At 44.5% G+C, this 2321-nt stretch carries 2 protein-coding genes; both read right to left on the reverse strand.

The features are described 5' to 3' along the window. Positions 1 to 614: 614 nt before the first annotated feature. Complete coding sequence (locus tag AC1DU2_RS30795; protein ID WP_477389459.1) at positions 615 to 1274, reverse strand: hypothetical protein; 660 nt, start codon at positions 1272 to 1274, stop codon at positions 615 to 617. Positions 1275 to 1277: 3 nt separating this feature from the next. Continuing rightward, on the reverse strand, positions 1278 to 2321 hold a 1044-nt coding region (locus AC1DU2_RS30800), incomplete at its 5' end, for an RHS repeat-associated core domain-containing protein (RefSeq protein WP_477389461.1).

Genomic DNA, 2321 nt, shown 5'->3' on the forward strand with positions numbered 1-2321 from the left:
ACATTATGGAAGAAAAATGAAGCTTTCAAAATTGATAAAGCTACAACACAAAATATATCTGGAGAAAAGGAGACGGAGCCTTCTTTCGCTTAGCCCAAAGGGCTAAAATAAGTAGCCCGGCAAAAGCCAGGCTACACAAGATAGTCATCCGTCGAATGATCGCCGTATGCCTTCTTTCGCAAAGGCAAAGTTAAATGAAAATATTATCGAAATAAACTTGTTTTTAATGACAGTACCTTGCGGCAGCGACAAATGCTTGCGATAGCTGAGGCGGCAGCGGAAAACACTTGCGGTAGCTTGGGAAAGTAAGTTATCCGGGCATGTTTTATTACTGGACGCTGTTTTAACTGTACAGTTAATTGTATGATAGGAGCCGTATGAAGTGAGAGCTTCACGTACGGTTCTGCGAGAGGCTTGGGCTGAAACGCCCTTGCCTACTTGACTGCGAACTACGGTATACAAAAACACCCGGATGAAAATTAAACATCCGGGTGTTGTGTATGGCCTTTATGTAATTCAAGTCACAAGTCAGCCGCCCACATTCTCCTCCACAAGCGCTAAGGGGGAGGGGGCGCCAGCTTGGGGAAAATATTTCGCGGTACCCGAGCCAATTATCAAACAGCAGCAATTACAGCAATACTCCACCTTTTTCCCTCCTTGGAATACAGGCTGAAGGTGTAGGGGTCATCCCACTTGCATTTACTATAGTATATGAACTCTCCATGGTAAGGCTCAATGTTTATAAGAGTCTCCTCTTTTAAAACGACTCCATCTTTGTCTGCTATGACGCCTATAGCTTTAAAGCTTTCAAGGTCCCAAATGCAGTGAATTGATCCAATAAATTGTCTCGTTGGGGACTTAAAATCTTTGTCTTTTACTTTGAACCGGTAGTCGAGGCAACTTTCGATGCATTGGTTAAATGCTTTGGTTAGCGCTTCTTTATCCCATTGATATTGGGTAGCTAAGTGCAGCATCGAATCGTACAAGAGACCAAGCAACGCCTGTTTTTTTCTTCCCTTGTCAAGGCCGAGAAAACTCGTTATATCGAAATACCGGATAATTATAGCCACGTCTGCAAAGGATCCCGACAGCTGATAGTCGGTCTCTATCAACGCAGGGTCGTCGGAGACTTGAACAATAACTTTTTGCCATTGCCCGGTCTCGTATTTCCCCAGGTAATACCAATATTGCTCCTGCACGCACCAAGCGTATTTGTTCAATATTGAGAGTGGATGTTTGTAGACGGTATTAATTGCTATTTCTTTGAGTTTCATATGTTATGGCCTTATTTGCCTCGAGGGTTTTCGCCCATCATTGTTATCTTTAAAATTCGTTACTTGATCTTTCTCCCATTGTGTAGATTCTTTCCGGTTTTTAAACCAGGCTATTACCCGTCCATCAATGTTAGGGTCGTTAGCATACTTAGTTTTGAGCTTTTGGCGTATGCGGGGCGATTGGGTGGTACCGGTATGATCCTGTTTTGTCTTCTGTCCGCTTATGCCGTACTCCATTATTTCCCCTGTAGTCTTGTCGTATATTTCGTATCCGTGTTGCGGTTTTTGACTTGCATGAGAATTGCCATTGGGTTCCTTTTGAGGTGTTTGATCACTTGAAGGTTGAGCACTCGAAGCATTCAAAACCCCATTTCCACTTAGAAGCCCGACAACTGCATTCTTCGATGTAAAGGCACCATGACCAGCTAAAGCAATGGATGGCGCTTCAATAGCCAAAGACGCTCCAAAAGTCTCAGGTGCACCTACAACTCCTGCCACAGCTCCGGTACCTCCAGACCCCATTTCACTCAAACCTTGCCCAAATGCCACAACATGGCCAAGCTTTTCTCCAAATGCACCTACTGAAGAATTGCCATATTGAGCCGGTGGCAAATTGCCTGTAGTTATATCAGAAAGATATGCATGAACTGCTCCTGCCGCTAAATCCACCACATCACTAAACCCACCGCAGCAAGGAACCCTTCCGTCAGGGTCTGTCAATCTAATAGGGTCATCAAATACATATCCGTAAGGCGATGTACTTTCCTGACCTGCTTCAACCAGCGGATCCACTACTCCCCACCTCCCAATCACCGGATCATAGAACCTTGCACCGTAATCGTAAAGTCCCGTTTCCTCCTGTAACTCCTTATGATTATAAAGGTACTGATTTTTTGGACTTGGCGTAGTACCTTGTAAACTTTGTATGGCATACCCAAAAGCATAATAATCGCTCCGTTGCGAGTTCAGCGGCGTCATCTGGGTAGCGTCTGATGCGTTCCAGGTTGTGGTAATCCTGGTATCACCCAAATGATCCTTTAAATCATA

Source organism: Mucilaginibacter sp. P4_C11, from assembly GCF_056402115.1.

Coding starts and splice junctions, on each gene's coding strand:
- AC1DU2_RS30795 (WP_477389459.1), bottom strand. CDS start 1,274: ATGAAACTCAAAGAAATAGCAATTAATACCGTCTACAAACATCCACTC.